Raw genomic sequence first — 18,066 nt, 5'->3', positions numbered from 1 at the left:
AAAAGGTATGGTCATGCTAACCAATGCAACAGCGGATTTTTCACGCCACTTGCCAAGAAGTCTCCCGCCTCTAAACAAAATGTAGGGGTAAAAATCAAAAAATCCTCCCAGCCAATCAAGGCTAGGAGGATCACATTCTTTAACGAATCCCCTTCATCAATTTCTCGATTTTTGGAGCGATGGCCAATAAAATCAAGCCTAGTACAAGCGCCGCCCCGCCAATCGTGCCGAAATAGGCCGTTTCATTTTCCGGCGTGTAAAAACGGACAAGCTGGGCGTTGATCGCTTGCGCCGCAGCGTTTGACAAAAACCAAAGGCTCATCGTTTGCGCCGAAAACGCCGCCGGGGCGAGTTTCGTCGTAGCCGACAGACCGACCGGCGACAAGCAAAGCTCGCCGAGCACGACGATGAAATAGCTTAACACAAGCCAAATCGGATGGACGAGCCCCCCGCCGCTCAAATAGCCCGGCACGAGAATGACGATGAACGACAGGCCGGCAAACAACAAACCCAGTGCGAATTTTTGTGGGATCGTCGGCTGCCGTTTACCGAGCTTCACCCACATCCAAGCGAACACCGGAGCCAAAATAATGATAAATAGCGGGTTCAGCGACTGGAACCATGCAGGCGACAAGTGGATGCCTGCTACATCCAACTGCGTCCGCTTGTCCGCATAGTTCGCCAAAATCGTCGATCCTTGTTCTTGAATCGCCCAAAACATCGCTGAAGCGACGAACAACGGAATGTAAGCGATCACACGCGATCGCTCCTCCGCCTTCGTTTTCGGGCTGCGATACATCACGACAAAATAGATGATCGGGATGATGATTCCTAAGATGCCGACAAGGGAAATAAACGTTTCCACCGTGAACCAACCGTTTGGAATCAAGATTGCTAGCAGCACGGCAATCACGACCGCTCCCGTGGCCATGATCAAAGCCGCTTTTTTCTTTTCTTCCGGCGTCAGCGGGTTGGGCACGTACGTCCCCGCCAAACCGAGGTTTTTCTTTCTTGTCGTCACAAACACGACAAGCCCGAGAAACATCCCGACAGCCGCAAGTCCGAAGCCAAGGTGGAAGTTGTACTTCATCCCGGCCGTTCCAACAATAAGCGGAGCCAAAAAGGCGCCCAGATTAATCCCCATGTAAAAAATGCTAAATCCGGCGTCGCGGCGGTCATCGCCAGGCTTGTACATATCGCCGACAATGCTTGAGACGTTCGGTTTCAACAACCCCGTTCCCAGGACGATGAGCGCCATCGAAACAAACAGCGCCGCCACCCCGCCCGGAATCGCCAGGGCGATATGACCAGCCATAATGAGAAGGCCGCCGTAAAAGACCGCGCGCGACGTACCGAACACCCGGTCGGCAAGCCAGCCGCCAATGATTCCGGACATGTACACAAGCGCCCCATAAATCGACATAATCGCGAGCGCTAGATGTTCATCAAGACCGAGCCCGCCTTTCGATACTTCGTAATACATGTAGTACACTAAAATGGCGCGCATGCCGTAGTACGAAAAGCGCTCCCAAAACTCGGTGAAAAAGAGCGTAAACAGCCCTTTCGGATGGCCGAAAAAGCCCCGCTGCGGAACACTGGCAGCGATTTGTTGTTTGTCGATGGATGCCATAACTACTACCTACCTCCTTTAAATTCTTTTAATATAATAATTCATTATGTTTATATTGTCAAAAAAATTTTGTATGATTTATTAAATAGCAAATAAAACAATAACATTAAGAAAAATAATATTATTTAAATAAAAGTTCTGAAAACATTTCTCCCTTCCGTTTTCTTCGCTCCCGGAAAATCCTTTTCCGCCTTTCGTGGATCATGTATAATCAATGGCAGGGAATCGTGGTTTCCCCAACAGCACCATTTCTTCTTTTCCATCTCATCTGCATCTATGCATCCACCGCAATTTCCTTATCTTATTGACAATTAAGAAAGGATGTTGCCCATGAGCGAGCCGTGGCATCTGATTTTGGACAAGCTGGAAATCATGCAGCAGGAAATGACAGAGATGAAGGCCAATATGGCCACCAAGCAGGAGCTTGAGGACATCAAAGCCAATATGGCCACTAAGCAGGAGCTCGAGGACATCAAAATCCGCATGGCCACCAAAGAAGAACTCGAACACATCAAAGCCAATATGGCCACCAAGCAGGAGCTCGAGGACATCAAAATCCGCATGGCCACCAAAGAAGAACTTGAACACATCAAAGCCAACATGGCCACCAAACAGGAGCTTGAAGACATCAAAGCCAATATGGCCACCAAGCAGGAGCTTGAGGACATCAAAGCCAATATGGCCACTAAGCAGGAGCTCGAGGACATCAAAATCCGCATGGCCACCAAAGAAGAACTCGAACACATCAAAGCCAACATGGCCACCAAGCAGGAGCTTGAGGACATCAAAATCCGCATGGCCACCAAAGAAGAACTTGAACACATCAAAGCCAACATGGCCACCAAGCAAGAACTTGAGGACATGAAAGCGAATATGGCGACGAAAGCGGAGTTGAATGAAATCAAAGCCGACATGGCAAAGGGATTTGCCACTGTTCATCAAGCTATTCGGGAAATCGATGCGATCGTGAAACGGCTTGAGCAAAATCAAGAGCAACAAATGCAACTATTGCTGCGCCAAGAGCGAGTCATCGATGTGCTATGCCGCCGGACGCTTGAACATGAAGCGGCGATCGCTGATCTCCGCCTTGCCGTCAAAAGCTAATATCCGCCCCATTGCCGCTTTCGCTCCCCTTGGCGTTGCACATTGATCGATGCTTCCCAACACGGAAAAAGGCATTTTCCATTCCGGCCATTTCCGTTCTCGTACGAAATGTGTTATACTTATTGTCATACCGATCACCAATGGAAGGGGATGTGGGGATGCTATATCCGTATAACGGAAAACGTCCGAATGTTCATGAAACTGCATTCATCGCTCCGGGGGCCTATTTGATCGGAGACGTCACCGTCGGGCCGGAATCGACGATTTGGTTTAACGCCGTGTTGCGCGGCGATGAAGGGCCGATTACGATCGGCGCACGGACGAGCATTCAAGACAATACGACATGCCATTTGTACGAAGGATCGCCGCTCGTTGTGGAAGATGAAGTGACGGTCGGGCATAATGTGATCCTTCACGGCTGCACGATCCGCCGGCGCTCGATCATCGGCATGGGATCGACGATTTTGGATGGAGCCGAAATCGGCGAAGAATGCATCATCGGCGCCAACACATTGATTCCATCCGGCAAAAAGATTCCACCCCGCTCGCTCGTCATCGGCTCCCCCGGAAAAGTAGTGCGTGAGCTGACGGACAAAGACCTTGAGCTCATCCAGCTGTCGATTGATACATACGTTCAAAAAGGAAAAGAGTATCGCGAACAGCTGGCCAATCATCGGCAATAACGCCATAAAACAGCTGGTTGCACAAAAAAACGATATTCACAGCCATCTGTCTGTACACCTTATCGTTAAAAGAAAAAGAGCCAGCCAGAGGGCATGGCTCTTCGTTTATGATTCATCCGCGTTTTGCACAATCATCTTCCACACTCATCACGCGGTTTTGCTTCTATTTTCAGAAGTTCATCACTTTTTCAATGGCATGCAAAACGCGCGCTGGCGTTGGCAAATAATCGTCTTCATAAGCGAAAAACGGCACCGGAACGTCAAATCCCGTCACCCGTTCGACCGGCGCTTTTTGATAGAAAAACGAAGTATCGTTGATGACAGCAAGAATGTCATTAGCCAATCCACCCGTTGCATGCGCTTCCTGAACGATCACGGTTCTCCCTGTCTTTTGCACCGACTCGGCGATGAGGTCCTTGTCAAGCGGATAAAGCGTACGCAAGTCGATGACATCGGCATAAATCCCTTTTTTCTCCGCTTCTTCCGCCGCCTTCATCGCAACGGGCACCATGGCCCCCCACGCAATGACGGTCACGTCGTCCCCTTCCCGCCGTTTTTTTCCTTTGCCGATTTCAATCGTATATTTTCCTTCCGGAACGTCTTCGCGAAACGCGCGATAGCTGCGCATCGGTTCTAAGAAGAGGACAGGGTCCGGGTCTTCAATCGCGGCGATGAGCAGCCCTTTGGCGTCATATGGCGACGCGGGACAGACGACCTTGATTCCCGGCATATGGGTAAACAGCGCTTCCGTGCTGTCCGAATGAATTTCCGGGGCTCGCACGCCCGCTCCGTACGGGGCGCGAATGACCAAGGGCACGGTAAAATGCCCTCTTGTCCGCGCACGCATGCGCGCCGCATGGGTCATGATTTGTTCATAGGCTGGATAGATAAAACCTAAAAACTGAATTTCGACGACAGGACGAAATCCATTCAGCGCCATTCCAATCGCCGCACCCGTAAATCCGGCTTCACTTAGCGGCGTGTCCACCACCCTCTCCTCGCCAAATTCCTCCAGCAATCCTTCGGTCGCGCGAAACACACCGCCATTTTTCCCGATGTCTTCCCCAAGCAGAATGACATCTTCACGCTCTTTGAGCATGGTGCGAAGCGCATCATTGACCGCTTGCACGATGGTGAGCGATTTGACGCCTACTTTGGTGATCATCTTTCCATCCCCCGTTTCCACTGAAGATACGCTTCTTTCTGCTCGGCAATCGTCCATGTCGGTTGGGCGAACACAAAATCAAACATGTCCGACACATTCGCTTTTGGGTAACGTTCCATTTCCACAACCGCCTGCTCGATTTCGGCGTTCACTTCCTCTTGCACTTGATTCACCCATTCTTCATCCCACCACCCTTCCCGCTGCATGAAGCGCTCGACCCGCTTGATTGGATCGGTTGTTTCACGCCGTTTCTTGCTTTCCTCCTGATCGCGATATCTGGACGGGTCATCGGACGTCGTATGGGCGCCATAACGCCATGTCACCGCTTCGATTAACGTTGGCCCCCCTCCATTTCTCGCCCGCTCGAGCGCCTCAGTTGTTTTGAAATACACAGCAAACACGTCATTTCCATCGATGCGAAGGCCGGGAATATCGTACGCCAACGCTTTTTGCGCGATCGTTTTTGTCTTCATCTGACGGGTAATCGGAACGGAAATCGCATATTGGTTGTTTTGGTTGAAAAAGACGACAGGCGCGTGGAAAACGCTCGCGAAATTCAATCCCTCATGGAAGTCTCCTTCCGATGTCGCCCCATCACCGAAGTACACAATCACCGCATTTTTCGTCCCCTTCCATTTTTCAGCGCACGCCGCCCCCGCTGCATGAGGGAGTTGCGTGGCAATGGGAACGCTCGGCGGAACGATTTTTTTCCCTTCAGGTGGAACACATCCTTCCGTCCGACCTTTCCAGTATAAAAGCGTTTGCGTTAAGGAACGGCCGAACGTCATCATCGCTCCATGATCGCGGTAAGTCGGAAACATCCAATCGCCGTCGTTGAGGGCAAGCGCGCTTCCGACTTGACACGCCTCTTGCCCTTCGTACGGCACGTACGTCCCAATGCGCCCTTGCCGCTGCAGGCTGACACATTTTCGGTCAACCATTCTCGTGCGAATCAGATGGCGATACATCGACATCGTCAATTCTTTCGTGATTTGTTCACGATATTCAGGCTGCACGATCGCTCCTTCTTCATTCAATACTTGCACCATCGGAAAATCGAGTTCCATATCATATTCCTCCTCTCCATGGTGTCGAATGGCCGATCCATCAGCTCAATACCGCACGATCGCTCACGAGCTGTTCCCCGCGAATGCGTTGGAATTCCGCGAGCAACTTTTCTACCGTTAAGCGTTTCTTTTCATTCTCATCCACTTCCAAAATGATCTGCCCTTTATCCATCATGATGAGACGGTTCCCTAAATCGATGGCTTGCTGCATATGATGGGTGATCATCAAGGTCGTCAATCGATATCGCTCCACAATCTCTTTTGTTAAGTTGGTGATCAACTCCGCCCTAGCCGGATCGAGGGCCGCTGTATGTTCATCGAGCAGCAAAATGGCAGGTTCGGTGAACGTCGCCATCAGCAAAGACAACGCCTGCCGCTCTCCGCCCGAGAGCAAGCCGACTTTCGCCTGAAGACGGTTTTCTAAACCGAGATGAAGGGTGGAGAGTAACTCGCGAAACTCATCGCGCCGTTTTTTCGTCACTCCGCGGCGGAGCGTGCGCTTTTGATTGCGTGTATACGCCATCGCCAAATTCTCCTCAATCGTCATGTTTGGCGCTGTTCCGGCCATCGGATCTTGAAACACTCTCCCGATATAGCGGGAGCGGACGTATTCCGGCATCATGGTGACATCTTGACCGTCAATCCAAATCGTTCCTTCATCAGGAAACAATACTCCTGAAATCACATTCATCAAGGTCGATTTGCCTGCTCCGTTGCTGCCGATCACAGTGACAAAATCGCCTTTTCGAAGCGTTAAATGAATGTTTTGGAGCGCGATCTTTTCATCAGGCGTTCCCTCGTGAAACACTTTATAAATCCCTTTTAACTGCAACATCCGCCTCACCCTTTCCTGTTGCGGCCACGGCCGTCACCTGCGCCCGATTCCGTCTTTTTTCTTCTTTGCGTTTTTTCTCTTTTTGTTGACGAGCCATTTGCGGAACAACGAGCGCCAAAATGACAATGCATGCCGTAATGAGCTTCACATCCCCTGTCTCGAGAAATTGGACGCGCAAAGCGAGACTCACGACAATGCGGTACATGATCGCTCCACCGATCACGGCCAGCGTGGCTCGCGCGATCGTTTTCGTTCCAAATACCGCTTCGCCGATAATCACAGAAGCCAGACCGATAATGATCATGCCAATTCCCATCCCGACATCGGCAAACGCGCCGTACTGGGCAACCAGCGCCCCCGAGAACGCGACCATGGCATTGGAAAGGCCCAACCCGAAGACAATGAGCAAGTTGGTGTTCGCCGACAGACTGCGAATCATGCGCGGATTATCGCCCGTCGCCCGAATCGCAAGCCCCATTTCCGTCTGCAAAAACCAGTCTGTGAACCATTTAAACAAAAGAGCAAGCAACGTCATCGACAGGAGAATTCCCCATGTTTTCGCTGCGGCCGAGTCAAGTCCGAACGTTGTCCCCCATTCTTGAATGGTTGTAAAGACGGTCTTTTGATTTAAAAGAGGTACATTCGAACGTCCCATGATACGAAGATTGATCGAGTACAGCGCGATCATCATTAAAATGCCCGACAAAAGCGGATTGACCTTCCCCGCCGTATGAAGAAGCCCGGTCATACACCCTGCAGCGAATCCAACGAAAAGCGCCAGACACGTCGCCATAAATGGATTGGCCCCATTGACGATCAACGTCGCCGCCACCGCAGCCCCGGTCACAAAGCTGCCGTCCACCGTTAAATCCGGAAAATCTAAAATACGAAACGATAAATAGACGCCTAATGCCATGATGGCATAAATCAGTCCTGATTCCACCGCTCCTGTCATTGCCGTCAACAAAATCGTTCATCCTTTCATTCGATGTATTCTGCCATTTGATCCCATTCAGGCTTCAGTTTGATTCCTTGTTTTTCCGCTGCTTGTTTATTGATCACCAATTTTAATTTTTTCGGATATTCTGGTTTGATCTCTGATGGTTTGGCTTCTCCTTTTAAAATGGCGACTGCCATTTGCCCCGCTTGATAGCCGATATCGTAGTAATCAAACCCATACGCCGCAAAGCAGCCTCGTTTTAATGAATCGAGCTCTCCCGTAAAAACAGGGATTTTTTTCTCGTTGGCAACGCTGACAACCGATTCAATGGCAGATACAACGGTGTTGTCCGTCACGATGTAAAACACATCTGCCTTGCCAACTAACGACTCTGCCGCCTGTTTCACCTCGGCTGTGGTCGAAACGGAGGCTTCCACCAACTTCAAATCCGTATGTTTCGCCGCTTCCTTCACTTTTTCAATTTGCGCCACTGAGTTTTGTTCGCCCGCGTTATAAATAAGCCCAACGGTTTTCGCATCCGTTTGCTCATCGATGAATTGAATCGTTTTGCGAATCGCATCGGGATGGCTGTCCGTTGTTCCCGTGATGTTTTCCCCTGCCTTGTCCATTGATGGAACTAAACCGGCGCCGACCGGATCCGTCACAGATGTAAACACAATTGGAATGTCTTTCGTGGCATTGAGCGCACTTTGCGCGCTCGGAGTCGAGTTGGCAAAAATGAGGTCAACTCCGTCCGATACAAAGTTATTCGCGATCGTTTGGCTGTTGTTCATGTCGCCTTGGGCATTTTGAATATGGTACCGAACATTTTTTCCCTCTTTAAATCCCCCGTCTTCAAGCGCCTTTTTAAATCCATTGAAGGCGGCGTCCAACGACGGATGTTGAATGATTTGGGTGACGCCAATCGTAAACGTTTTCTGCTTTCCATTTTCTTTCGCACCGTTCGTCGCAGCCTTCTCTTCTCCCCCACACCCTGAGAGCGCCAAAACTCCGAAAACGATCGGTATCGCGAAGCGTTTGATCGCTTGTTTCATGAATGATTCCTCCTCGCTCCTTTGATCGCTGCTTTTCAAAAGTTTTTTATCTGAATACAAAAATAAGGTGTTATATTGTGTATTTTCAGATAAATATTTTCATATGGATAGGCTTCGCATTAACGTCGAATCTCCCACTTCGGCCGCTTTTGGTGTGTAAAGAAATGATTGCGGCGTTTGCGTTTTTCGAGCCGCTCTTCACAAAATTGGTCGGCTGCCTCGATCGTTGTCATTCCTTCCGATTCGGCCCGCGCATAAATGGCGAGCAGCGTATCGTAAATCGCCTTCGTTTTCGCCAGCACCCGCTCTTTGTTCGCTCCATACAGTTCATCGGCCACTTGAATGAGCCCGCCGGCGTTGACGATATAATCGGGAGCATACACGATGCCTTTTTCTTTCAACATGCGGGCGTGGCGTTTGTCAGCCAGCTGATTGTTTGCCGAGCCAACGACCGCTTTCACTCGCAGCTCAGCGATCGTTTCATCGTTGATGACGCCGCCAAATGCGCACGGGACGAACACATCGGCTTCGACGCGATAAATATCCGTTCCGTTTACCGGTTTGACGGACGCCCCGATGTGCTTGCCGTACGCTACGACCTCTTCCACTGCCGCTTCGTTCAAATCGCACACATACAGATCCGCCCCTTCTTCAAGCAAACGAAGCGCCACTTTTTTTCCGACTTTTCCGAGTCCTTGCACTGCATATGTTTTGCCATGCAAGTACTTGCTGCCGAACACCACATCGTTCGTCGCCTGAATGCCGTAAACAACGCCCTCGGCGGTCGGCACCGATGAGTCTCCGCTTCCGCCATACGCTTCCGGAACGCCGACAATACAATTCGTCTCTTTCAGCGCGTGCACGAAATCGTCCGGCGTCGTCCCCATATCCGTGCCCGTGTAAAACCGGCCGCCTAATGACTCAACGAACTGGCCGAAAGCGCGAAACAATTCCGGCGATTTGTCTTTGCGCGGGTCGCCGATGATCACCGCCTTGCCGCCGCCAAAATCGACATCGGCAGCCAAGCATTTATACGTCATCCCTTTCGACAGCCGAAGCGCATCGGCGAGCGCCTCTTCCGTCGTGGCATACGGATGCATCCGGCAGCCGCCGAGCGCCGGCCCAAGAGCCGTGCTATGAATGGCAATGATCGCCCTTAGGCCGGTCGCTTCGTCGAGGCAAAACACCACCTGTTCATGTTCACGCATTTGAAAAAACAAATCCAAAGTTTGTGGCACATTTGCGGATAGCATGACATTCATCGCTTCCCCTCTCCTTTGCTTTACCGCTTGAAAGCGTTTTCAAGTTAATATAACAAAAAATATTATCACGTTAAAATAACGTAATACTATTTTTATAGTAACGATGTTCATTGTTAGTGTCAATCCTCTGTCAACCAATTTTTCATCGCCAAAAAAAGACGCCGTTTGACAGGCGTCTTCGTTCGATCAGCGAAATAGCGTGGATAATGATTGCCACTGCGTTTTGGCTTCCGTCATCATTTGTTCAAACAGCTCGGCCACCGTTGGCACGTCATCGATGAGGCCAGCGATTTGCCCCGCGTTGATAAATCCTTCCTGAAAATCACCAGAAAGCGCGCCGCGGCGATGGCGCTCCTCCGATGTATATTCTTGAAACTGCTCGAGCGGCATGCCCTGCTGCTCATACTCCAGCAGCTTCTCCGCATATGGCGTGCGCATAACACGGCGGATGCGCCCGACCGAGCGGCCGACAATAACCGTTTCATTTTCCTTTGCCTCGACAAGCCGCTGTTTATACGCTTCATGAAACGGCGCTTCCTTCGTGGCCACAAGCCTTGTGCCGAGCTGCACCCCTTGGGCGCCGAGAGCCAGCGCGGCAAGCAGCCCACGCCCATCGCCGATGCCGCCGGCGGCAATGACCGGAACGCGGACGGCGCGAGCCACTTGCGGGATGAGCGTCATCGTCGTCAGCTCGAGCGGCGAGTTAATCCCTGCCGCTTCATATCCTTCGGCCACGATGAGATCCGCCCCAGCCGCCTCGGCTTTTTTCGCCTGGCTGACCGACGCGACGACGACGATCACCTTGATGCCATCTTCGGCAAAACGTGGAATCCATGGCGCCGGATTACCGGCGGAAAGCGAAACGACCGGCACTTGATGTTTGATGACAAGCTCGGCGATCTCCGCGGCGTGCGGCGTCACCTGCAATGGGATGTTCACGGCAAACGGACGGTTGGTGCGCCGCTTCGTTTCGATAATCAGCGCCTCCACCTCATCGGGCGGCATCGTTCCGGCTCCGATCGTTCCAAGCCCCCCGGCTTCCGATACGGCGCTCGCCAGTTCCGCGTTGCTGATGTTGCCCATCCCGCCTTGAATGATCGGATAATGAAGGTCAAGCAAACGGCAAACATCATTCATTATGTTCACACTCCGTAAAAAATACGTTATATGTTATACATAATACCACATTTTTTCGAAGATGAGAACGATTTGAGTGTAACATCAATTTCATGTTTCCTTCCCAATATAACTGGGCATTTTGTCATTTCGTCATCATTCAATACGACGCCCGCAATGAAAAACCTGCAACGATCGGTGCACGGGCAAACCGACGATGTTCATTCGGCGGCAACTTTCCTCTGCCACAGTCCCATACCAAACGTTCCATAAACGGCAACCGGGATGCACAGCGTTGCGCCGTGCATCCCGGTTCATTCCACAGATATCTCTTCCTCTTCTTTTTTGTCAAGCTCTGCCCCTTCCTGAAACACCGCTTCAAAGAAACGGCTGGCTGGTGCCGCGAGTTGTTGGTAATAATCGTTGAACAAGGCGGCCGCATGGCTTCCCATCCACTCATTCGGCAACAGCTCTTCCGGCAAGCTGGGGTCGATGAACAAAAACTTTCGGTATTCATGGACGAGCTTCGTCCGCTCGACAAAACATTCCGCGTCCGACATTTCGCCGCGCTCGATTTTATGTTTGTCAATGACATATTTTTGACTGTAGACCGCAATAAACTGCTCGTATTTTTGGTTGATCTCTTCTAAGTTCCAGCACTTTTCCACAAGTTGCTTATTCGTATGCGGTCCATCGTATTCGGCAAGAAAGAAGTCGACATACGGGCGGATGTCATACTTGTCGATCAAGTCGTACACTTGTTGCTCTAAATTATTCGGTGAAATCCAACAGCTGTTGGAAATCGTGCCGAAACCGCTCCAAACAAGCTCCTTTCGCAGTTCATCGCGCAAATGCCGCTTATCCTCAGGAATCGTATAGATGAGAATGCGCCATTTCCCGTCCCAATGCTCGGGACGCGTTTTGTAAATGCGCCGCGCCGCTTCTTCCATCCGCTTGACGCCGCGCTCCGTGAGCGAATAGTAGCTTTTATTGCCGCGTTTTTCCGCGCGAATCCAGCCTTGTTTGCTCATGCGCGACACCGCTGCCCGCACCGCCTGGTCGTTATGGCCGAACTCGCGAAGAAGGCGGATCAAGCTGCCGATCCAAATTTCACCGCCGTAATGGCGGATGTAGTCGCCGTAAATCGTAAAAATGAGTGAGCGCGTATTCATCTGACGAAACTCCCTTTATCTTGTTTTCGAACTATAATCGTAACAAACTTTTATCACGCTGGCAAGACGGACGAAAAAACAAAAGGAATAAAAAAGAGCCGCACCACTAAAAAGGCAGGCGGCTCTCGATGAGATAAAAACATGCGGCCACAGCTTCGGTAGCTTCATCTAACTTAGGCAGGCATCATTTGAGCTGGCTGTATGACGGGCCGTCGTTTGAACATAACCAACCTTTCTACCGAACCAAGGCAAGGCGCTCTCACCGTTCATCGGCGTTTTTCACAATCGTCGCGATTCCTTGGCCGACGCCGATGCACATCGTTGCCAAGCCATAGGTGACGCCGCGTTTTCGCATTTCGTAAATCAATGTCGTCAAAATGCGGGCGCCGCTCGCGCCAAGCGGATGGCCAAGCGCAATCGCCCCCCCGTTGACGTTCACTTTCGTCCGATCAAGCTCAAGCTGCCGGATGCATGCCAGCGCTTGCGAGGCAAATGCCTCGTTCAGCTCGATCAGCCCAATGTCATCGATGGACAACCCGGAGCGCCGCAGCGCTTTGCGCGTCGCCACAACCGGGCCAATCCCCATCACCGCCGGTTCAACGCCGGCGACCGCCGAAACAACATAAGTGGCCAGTGGCTTGAGGCCAAGCTCTTTCGCCTTCTCAGCGCTCATGACTAGCAGCGCCGCCGCCCCGTCATTAATGCCCGAGGAATTGCCAGCCGTTACGGTGCCGTTTTCAAACAGCGGCGGCAGCTTGGCCAGCTTCTCCAACGTCGTATCCGGGCGCGGGTGCTCGTCCTTGTCGACAACGATCCGGTTTCCTTTCCGATCGTCATAAACGACCGGCACGAGTTCATCCGCAAACCGGTTCGTTTCGAGCGCTTGTTTCGCTTTCATTTGGCTTTCGTAAGCAAACTCATCTTGCGCCTCGCGTGTAATACCGAATCGCTTCGCCACATTTTCCGCCGTTTGCGGCATGCTGTCGGTGCCGTACATTTCGTGCATCTTCGGATTGATAAAGCGCCAGCCGATCGTCGTGTCGTACATCTCCATATTGCCGCGCGGAAAATCGCTTGACGGTTTGGCCATCACAAACGGAGCGCGCGTCATGCTTTCCACGCCGCCTGCGATCACGATGTCCGCCTCATTGGCCAAAATCGCCCGCGCCGCATAATTGACCGCATCAAGCCCCGAACCGCACAGCCGATTGACCGTCACCCCCGCGGCCTCAATCGGCAGCCCGGCCAATAGCGCTGCCATGCGGGCGACGTTGCGGTTGTCTTCCCCCGCCTGGTTCGCGTTTCCAAATACGACATCGTCGATTTGCTCCAGCGGCACGTTCGGGTTGCGTTCCATGAGCGCCCGAATGACGACAGCGGCCAAATCGTCCGGCCGCACGTCTTTCAACGCCCCTTTATAGCGGCCGATCGGTGTGCGCACGGCATCGACAATCACGACTTCTCTGCCCATGTTCTCTCCCTTCCTTTTCTAGCGGATCAGCTGTTTTCCCGATTCGTATAGTCATAGACGCCGCGGCCGGTTTTGCGGCCGAGCCGCCCCGCTTTGACGTATTGCTCAAGAAGCGGCGCCGGGCGGTATTTTTCTCCGAGTTTTTCGTGCAAATATTTTAAGTTGTTCAGTCGCGTATCAAGCCCAACTAAATCTGCGAGCTCAAACGGCCCCATCGGGAAATTGAGGCCAAGCTTGATCGCCTTGTCGATCTCTTCCGGCGTCCCGACCCCTTCTTGCAGCATGTAAAACGCTTCATTGCCGACAAGGGCGCTGATCCGGCTGGTGACGAATCCCGGAAATTCATTGACGACAACAGTCTCTTTCCCCATTCGCTTGGCCACTTCTTTCGCCACTCGCGCCGTCTCGTCGCTCGTCTCAAGGCCACGGATGATTTCCACCAGCTTCATTTTATGGACCGGATTGAAAAAGTGCATGGCGATCACCCGCTCCGGCCGCTTCGTAAACGAACCGATTTCGGTCGGACTCATGGTGGACGTATTCGTCGCAAAATAGCACGACGCCGGCGCATGGGCGTCCATCGTCTCGAACACTTGTTTTTTCAGTTCAAGCTTTTCCGGCACCGCCTCGATCACCAAATCCGCATCACGCACAGCGGACGCCAAATCAAGTGAATACGACAGGCGCGCCTCGGCTTCTTGCCGCTCGCTGTCGGTCAATTTCCCGCGAGCAACGGCTTGTTCGAACAGCGAAGCAATCTCTTTCTGGGCGCTCTTCAACTGTTCTTGCTGAATGTCCACTAATGTCGCCTGGAATCCGCCGACAGCGCCGACATAGGCAATGCCTCTCCCCATCACGCCGCTGCCGACGACAACAAGGCGTTCGATCATCGTCTTCCCCCTCTCCTGCTCTCGCATATCATGGCGGATGCCTCAAGCCGGTGTGCCTTTCACCAAGCAGCGGACGCCGCCAAATGAATGGGCACCCCATCACGAGCGACGGGGTGCTCGACAAACGAGCGGACGTGTCTCTCCATCGCTCGCCCTAACCGGCCTTTGCCTTCAAGGGCGACAAACTGAACGCTGCTTCCAAGGACGCGACACGCTCTCGTATCGTGACAAACGCAAAACGGTGAAAAGCCTTAGACGCCAAACGGATTAAGCGGACGCGGACCATAATACGACAGCACGCTTTTCGTTTCTGTGTACAAATCAAGCGCCTCGACAGACAGCTCGCGCCCAAATCCGGACTGTTTGTAGCCGCCAAACGGCGTGCCTGGGAAAGCGGAGAATGGGCTGTTGACCATGACAATGCCGGAACGCAGCTGTTTGGCTACGCGAACAGCGCGGCCATGATCTTTTGTCCAAATCGCGGCGGCCAGTCCATAGTCGCTGTCGTTCGCCAATTCAACGGCTTCGGCTTCATCGCGGAATTTCATCACGACGACAACCGGTCCAAAAATTTCTTCGCGAACCGCTTTCATTTGATGGTTCACGTTCGTCAAAATCGTCGGTTCATACCAGTAACCGTTTTCAAAACCGGCCACGACCGCCTCTTTTCCGCCGGCGGCGATCGTCGCTCCATCAGCGACCGCGGATTGCACATACTCATCGATCACTTCGAGCTGACTGCGGCTGATGATCGCTCCCACATGCGTGCCGGCATCAAACGGATCGCCGAGCTTCAGCTGTTTCGTTTTGGCCACGAACGCTTCCATAAACGCGTCATAGATGCTTTCATGCACATACAAGCGGGAGCGCGCCTCGCACGATTGGCCGCTGTTGTAGAAAATGCCGAACAATGAGCCGGCGACAGCGGCTTCCAAATCAGCGTCCGCAAACACAAGGCTCGGCGATTTGCCACCCAGCTCGAGCGTCACCCGTTTTAATGTTTTCGCCGCTTTCTCCATAATTTCCTTCCCGACCGGCGTCGATCCGGTAAACGCCACTTTGTCGACAAGCGGATGTTCGACCAAATAGTCCCCAACTTCCGCTCCGGCGCCTGTCACCACATTGACGACCCCTTCCGGCACGCCAGCCTCATGGCAAATTTCCGCCAGCACAAGGCAGGTGAGCGGCGTCAGCGACGCTGGTTTGACGACAACCGAGCATCCCGCGGCAATGGCCGGCGCAATTTTCCAAGCTGCCATCATGAGCGGATAGTTCCAAGGAATAATTTGGGCGCACACGCCGACAGGCTCCTTTTCTGTATAGTTGTGAAACGCCCCCGGCATCGGGTTGACCGCCCCGCGGTGCCCAATGATCGCCCCAGCGAAAAATTCAAAGTCTTCAATCGCCTGCATCACTTGCCCTTGAGCCGCCGACAACGCTTTGCCGGTATTCAAAATTTCCAACTCCACCAATTCATTGAAACGTTCGCGCATGATGGACGCAATTTGGTATAAGATGCGCGCCCGTTTTTGCACCGGAAAATGACGCCATTTCCCGCGGTCAAACGCTTGCCGCGCCGCCTGCACCGCACGCTCGGCATCCTCGCGCGTCCCTTTGGCGACGCGAGCGACCGGTTCGCCCGTGGCCGGATTGGTGACGACCAACGTTTCGCCCGCGGCGCTTTCCACCCGCTCCCCATTTATAATCAAATGATAGAAATCGCGTTTCGTCGGCATCGGTTCCATTTTCTTTTGCTTGACAGTCGCCATCGTTTTTTCCCCCTTGCTTAGTTTCCTTGGAAAATCGGTTTCCGTTTCTCAAAAAATGCCTTAACGCCTTCGCGGTGGTCGGATGTCAATCCCGCGATGCGCTGGCATTCCGCTTCCCGTTCGAGGTAGCGGTCAAACGTCGCTTCCTGGCTTTCGCGAAGCAGCCGTTTGATCAGTCCAATCGCCTTCGTCGGCATGGCCGCCAGCCGCTCGGCAAACTGCTTGACTTCCTCTTCCCAAGACGAGAGCGGAATCACCTTGGTGGCCAGCCCAAGAGCAACGGCTTCCTCGGCAGCCACTTTTTCCCCGAGCACCGCAAGCTCAAGCGCCTTTGCCCGCCCGATGAGGCGCGGCAAATAGTACAGATGCCCCGCATCCGGCACAAGACCGACGTGAATAAACGCGGGAGCGAAACTCGCCTTTTCCGAGAGAAGCCGGAAATCACACGCCAGCGCCAAGCTCATGCCCGCGCCGGCCGCCGCTCCGTTCACCGCGGCGACAACCGGCTTTTCCAGATGATGAAGCGCTTTCATCATCGGCGCGTATCGGGTGCGCAACACGTCGCCATGGTCCATTTCTTCCGTCACGCCGCTCAAGTCTTCGCCGGCGCAAAACGCTCGGCCGGCGCCGGTGATCACCACGCAGCGGACGTTTTGATCCGCTCCTGCTTGCTTCAGCGCCTTTGTCACTTCCGCATTCATTTGTTCCGTAAACGCATTGAGCTGATCCGGGCGGTTGAGCGTCAGCCAGGCGACTTGCCCCTTCACTTCATAACGGATCGTTTCGTACATCGGACGCCCCCCTTATTTTCCTTGGAAGCGCGGCTTTCGTTTTTCGAGGAAGGCCGCCATTCCTTCTTTTTGGTCTTCCGAGGCGAACAATAGGTAAAAGTTTTTCCGCTCAAATTGCATGCCTTCATACAGCGGATAGTCGACCGCTTTTTGCACCGCCTCTTTGATCAGCCGAAGAGCCAAAGGCGGCTGTTCAGCGAGACGCCCGGCCAACCGCATCGTTTCTTCCATTAAAAGCTCTGGGCTGACGGCGCGGGTGACAATCCCTAGCTGCTCGGCTTCTTTCGCCGACATGCGCGCCCCGGTCCAAAGCCACTCGAGCGCCCGCTTCGGCCCGATGAGCTTCGTCAGCCGCTGCGTGCCTCCCGCTCCTGGCATGACGCCGAGGTTGACTTCTGGAAAACCGAATTCCGCTGCGGCCGAAGCGATGATCAAATCGCATGACAGCGCCAGCTCGAAGCCGCCGCCGAGCGCTAAGCCGTTGACAGCGGCAATCATCGGCGTTTTCACGAGGGACAGGCGATCCCAATCGGCAAACTGGTTCAGCCACTCAAGACGAATGGGGTCATCGTCCGCCATCTCTTGAATATCGGCCCCAGCGGCGAACGCCCGCCCGCGCCCGGTGAGCACAATGACACGCACGGCTTCATCCCGGTCGAACGATTCGACAGCAGCGACGATTTCCGCCACCATCTGACGGCTGAGCGCATTCAACACATCAGGGCGGGCCAGTTCAATGACGCCAACCGCTCCCTCTTGCCGCACCGCAAGGAACGTCCACTCACTCATGTTCCACTTCCTCACCGACCATAAAGGTGACGAGATCGCCGGCAAATGACATGACATCTTTGGCCGATGCCTTCGCTTCTTTCGTTTTCATCGCCTCTTGGAACGCCTCTTGGCTGTCGTAATACATTTCACACAACAAATAATACTCGCTTTCCGTCCCCATCGGCGTCCCCGTAATTTTCGTCACCTCGATTTTTCGGAGGCCAGGAATTTTTTCCGTCAACGGCACATGCGTTCCATAATAATGGGCGTCAAACTGTTCCTTATCTTTCGGCTGTTTGTACAAGGCAATCATTTTAAACATCACGAACGTCTCCTTTCCCTTTT

The 18,066-nt window shown here is 52.9% G+C and carries 17 protein-coding genes; 2 read left to right on the top strand and 15 right to left on the bottom strand.

Going from position 1 to position 18,066, the window contains the following annotated elements:
• Positions 1 to 139: 139 nt before the first annotated feature.
• Positions 140 to 1,630, bottom strand: a complete 1,491-nt coding sequence (locus N685_RS0113020) for a peptide MFS transporter (protein WP_031409005.1) — start codon at positions 1,628 to 1,630, stop codon at positions 140 to 142.
• Positions 1,631 to 1,960: 330 nt separating this feature from the next.
• Here N685_RS0113020 and N685_RS0113015 point away from each other — a divergent pair, with 330 nt between their 5' ends.
• Together N685_RS0113015 and N685_RS0113010 are read left to right on the top strand one after the other, a co-directional pair.
• The gene (locus N685_RS0113015; RefSeq protein ID WP_031409002.1) at positions 1,961 to 2,734 is read left to right on the top strand and encodes a hypothetical protein; all 774 of its coding nucleotides are present in this window, start codon (positions 1,961 to 1,963) and stop codon (positions 2,732 to 2,734) included.
• A 158-nt stretch (positions 2,735 to 2,892) separates the two neighbouring features.
• The gene (locus N685_RS0113010; RefSeq protein ID WP_031409000.1) at positions 2,893 to 3,417 is read left to right on the top strand and encodes a gamma carbonic anhydrase family protein; all 525 of its coding nucleotides are present in this window, start codon (positions 2,893 to 2,895) and stop codon (positions 3,415 to 3,417) included.
• Positions 3,418 to 3,586: 169 nt separating this feature from the next.
• Here the strand turns inward: N685_RS0113010 and N685_RS0113005 are convergent, their stop codons facing one another.
• The 14 genes from N685_RS0113005 to N685_RS0112940 form a co-directional block, all read right to left on the bottom strand.
• Positions 3,587 to 4,582, bottom strand: coding sequence for an alpha-ketoacid dehydrogenase subunit beta (locus N685_RS0113005; protein ID WP_031408998.1), 996 nt, complete (start codon positions 4,580 to 4,582; stop codon positions 3,587 to 3,589).
• Positions 4,579 to 5,649 carry a pyruvate dehydrogenase (acetyl-transferring) E1 component subunit alpha gene (pdhA, locus tag N685_RS0113000; protein WP_031408996.1) on the bottom strand — a complete coding sequence of 357 codons (1,071 nt, stop codon included), beginning with the start codon at positions 5,647 to 5,649 and terminating at the stop codon, positions 4,579 to 4,581. Before pdhA ends, N685_RS0113005 begins: the two co-directional genes overlap by 4 nt.
• A gap of 40 nt (positions 5,650 to 5,689) precedes the next feature.
• Entirely contained in the window at positions 5,690 to 6,484 is a 795-nt protein-coding gene (locus N685_RS0112995; protein ID WP_031408994.1) for an ABC transporter ATP-binding protein, read from the bottom strand.
• Positions 6,459 to 7,451, bottom strand: a complete 993-nt coding sequence (locus N685_RS0112990) for an ABC transporter permease (protein ID WP_031408992.1) — start codon at positions 7,449 to 7,451, stop codon at positions 6,459 to 6,461. Before N685_RS0112990 ends, N685_RS0112995 begins: the two co-directional genes overlap by 26 nt.
• A gap of 14 nt (positions 7,452 to 7,465) precedes the next feature.
• The gene (locus tag N685_RS0112985) at positions 7,466 to 8,479 is read right to left on the bottom strand and encodes an ABC transporter substrate-binding protein (protein ID WP_031408991.1); all 1,014 of its coding nucleotides are present in this window, start codon (positions 8,477 to 8,479) and stop codon (positions 7,466 to 7,468) included.
• A gap of 119 nt (positions 8,480 to 8,598) precedes the next feature.
• Complete coding sequence (locus N685_RS0112980; protein WP_031408990.1) at positions 8,599 to 9,741, bottom strand: Leu/Phe/Val dehydrogenase; 1,143 nt, start codon at positions 9,739 to 9,741, stop codon at positions 8,599 to 8,601.
• Between the two features lie 186 nt (positions 9,742 to 9,927).
• Positions 9,928 to 10,878, bottom strand: a complete 951-nt coding sequence (locus tag N685_RS0112975) for an NAD(P)H-dependent flavin oxidoreductase (RefSeq protein ID WP_031408988.1) — start codon at positions 10,876 to 10,878, stop codon at positions 9,928 to 9,930.
• A gap of 293 nt (positions 10,879 to 11,171) precedes the next feature.
• Entirely contained in the window at positions 11,172 to 12,029 is an 858-nt protein-coding gene (paaX, locus tag N685_RS0112970) for a phenylacetic acid degradation operon negative regulatory protein PaaX (RefSeq protein ID WP_031408986.1), read from the bottom strand.
• Between the two features lie 259 nt (positions 12,030 to 12,288).
• Positions 12,289 to 13,500: an acetyl-CoA C-acyltransferase gene (locus N685_RS0112965; RefSeq protein ID WP_031408984.1), complete on the bottom strand. Its 1,212-nt coding sequence runs from the start codon at positions 13,498 to 13,500 to the stop codon at positions 12,289 to 12,291.
• Positions 13,501 to 13,526: 26 nt separating this feature from the next.
• Positions 13,527 to 14,390 (bottom strand): 3-hydroxyacyl-CoA dehydrogenase, encoded by an 864-nt coding sequence (locus N685_RS0112960; RefSeq protein WP_031408983.1) that lies wholly within the window; start codon positions 14,388 to 14,390, stop codon positions 13,527 to 13,529.
• Positions 14,391 to 14,641: 251 nt separating this feature from the next.
• On the bottom strand, positions 14,642 to 16,159 hold the full coding sequence (locus tag N685_RS0112955; protein ID WP_031408981.1) for an aldehyde dehydrogenase family protein: 1,518 nt from the start codon (positions 16,157 to 16,159) through the stop codon (positions 14,642 to 14,644).
• 17 nt (positions 16,160 to 16,176) lie between these two features.
• On the bottom strand, positions 16,177 to 16,950 hold the full coding sequence (locus N685_RS0112950) for an enoyl-CoA hydratase-related protein (RefSeq protein ID WP_031408979.1): 774 nt from the start codon (positions 16,948 to 16,950) through the stop codon (positions 16,177 to 16,179).
• Between the two features lie 12 nt (positions 16,951 to 16,962).
• A complete protein-coding gene (locus N685_RS0112945) occupies positions 16,963 to 17,739 on the bottom strand; it encodes an enoyl-CoA hydratase/isomerase family protein (RefSeq protein WP_031408976.1) in 777 nt (258 codons plus the stop codon).
• Positions 17,732 to 18,043, bottom strand: a complete 312-nt coding sequence (locus N685_RS0112940) for an EthD family reductase (RefSeq protein ID WP_031408974.1) — start codon at positions 18,041 to 18,043, stop codon at positions 17,732 to 17,734. Before N685_RS0112940 ends, N685_RS0112945 begins: the two co-directional genes overlap by 8 nt.
• Positions 18,044 to 18,066: the final 23 nt, after the last annotated feature.

Source organism: Geobacillus vulcani PSS1 (assembly GCF_000733845.1).
Classification (GTDB): Bacteria; Bacillota; Bacilli; order Bacillales; family Anoxybacillaceae; genus Geobacillus; species Geobacillus vulcani.
This window is presented reverse-complemented; position numbering and strand designations above follow the sequence as displayed.

Excerpts from the sequence above, each read along its gene's own strand:
- N685_RS0113020 (WP_031409005.1), bottom strand. The coding sequence starts at position 1,630 with ATGGCATCCATCGACAAACAACAAATCGCTGCCAGTGTTCCGCAGCGG.
- N685_RS0113015 (WP_031409002.1), top strand. The coding sequence starts at position 1,961 with ATGAGCGAGCCGTGGCATCTGATTTTGGACAAGCTGGAAATCATGCAG.
- N685_RS0113010 (WP_031409000.1), top strand. The coding sequence starts at position 2,893 with ATGCTATATCCGTATAACGGAAAACGTCCGAATGTTCATGAAACTGCA.
- N685_RS0113005 (WP_031408998.1), bottom strand. The coding sequence starts at position 4,582 with ATGATCACCAAAGTAGGCGTCAAATCGCTCACCATCGTGCAAGCGGTC.
- pdhA (WP_031408996.1), bottom strand. The coding sequence starts at position 5,649 with ATGGAACTCGATTTTCCGATGGTGCAAGTATTGAATGAAGAAGGAGCG.
- N685_RS0112995 (WP_031408994.1), bottom strand. The coding sequence starts at position 6,484 with ATGTTGCAGTTAAAAGGGATTTATAAAGTGTTTCACGAGGGAACGCCT.
- N685_RS0112985 (WP_031408991.1), bottom strand. The coding sequence starts at position 8,479 with ATGAAACAAGCGATCAAACGCTTCGCGATACCGATCGTTTTCGGAGTT.
- N685_RS0112980 (WP_031408990.1), bottom strand. The coding sequence starts at position 9,741 with ATGAATGTCATGCTATCCGCAAATGTGCCACAAACTTTGGATTTGTTT.
- N685_RS0112975 (WP_031408988.1), bottom strand. The coding sequence starts at position 10,878 with ATGAATGATGTTTGCCGTTTGCTTGACCTTCATTATCCGATCATTCAA.
- paaX (WP_031408986.1), bottom strand. The coding sequence starts at position 12,029 with ATGAATACGCGCTCACTCATTTTTACGATTTACGGCGACTACATCCGC.
- N685_RS0112965 (WP_031408984.1), bottom strand. The coding sequence starts at position 13,500 with ATGGGCAGAGAAGTCGTGATTGTCGATGCCGTGCGCACACCGATCGGC.
- N685_RS0112960 (WP_031408983.1), bottom strand. The coding sequence starts at position 14,390 with ATGATCGAACGCCTTGTTGTCGTCGGCAGCGGCGTGATGGGGAGAGGC.
- N685_RS0112955 (WP_031408981.1), bottom strand. The coding sequence starts at position 16,159 with ATGGCGACTGTCAAGCAAAAGAAAATGGAACCGATGCCGACGAAACGC.
- N685_RS0112950 (WP_031408979.1), bottom strand. The coding sequence starts at position 16,950 with ATGTACGAAACGATCCGTTATGAAGTGAAGGGGCAAGTCGCCTGGCTG.
- N685_RS0112945 (WP_031408976.1), bottom strand. The coding sequence starts at position 17,739 with ATGAGTGAGTGGACGTTCCTTGCGGTGCGGCAAGAGGGAGCGGTTGGC.
- N685_RS0112940 (WP_031408974.1), bottom strand. The coding sequence starts at position 18,043 with ATGTTTAAAATGATTGCCTTGTACAAACAGCCGAAAGATAAGGAACAG.